Consider the following 270-nt stretch of genomic DNA (forward strand, 5'->3'; position numbering starts at 1 on the left):
TGGAATCTCCCAGAGGAAACGGACAAACGATTTGTCCCAGATCCGTTTTATCCAGGAGAGCGCATGTACCGTACAGGCGATTTGGTGAAATGGACAGAGGATGGCGAGCTGATCTACCTCGGCAGAAAAGACCATCAAGTGAGCATCCGCGGATTCCGTATTGAGCTGTCAGAAATTGAAGCACAGCTCCTTGCGCTAAATGAAGTGAAAGAAGCCGTCGTGACAACGGTCAAAGACGCAAGTGATCAAGACGCTCTTGTCGCTTACGTC

1 protein-coding gene is annotated in these 270 nt (G+C 50.0%); it reads left to right on the top strand.

Annotated features, from left to right (window positions below; all coding sequences use genetic code 11):
- Nucleotides 1-270, top strand: a 270-nt coding sequence (locus tag KVT11_RS19930; RefSeq protein ID WP_217609155.1) for an acyl-CoA synthetase family protein, incomplete at both ends; no start/stop codon positions are given.

The organism is Bacillus sp. GbtcB10, assembly GCF_019091365.1.
In the GTDB taxonomy this organism is placed as follows: domain Bacteria; phylum Bacillota; class Bacilli; order Bacillales; family Bacillaceae; genus Bacillus; species Bacillus altitudinis.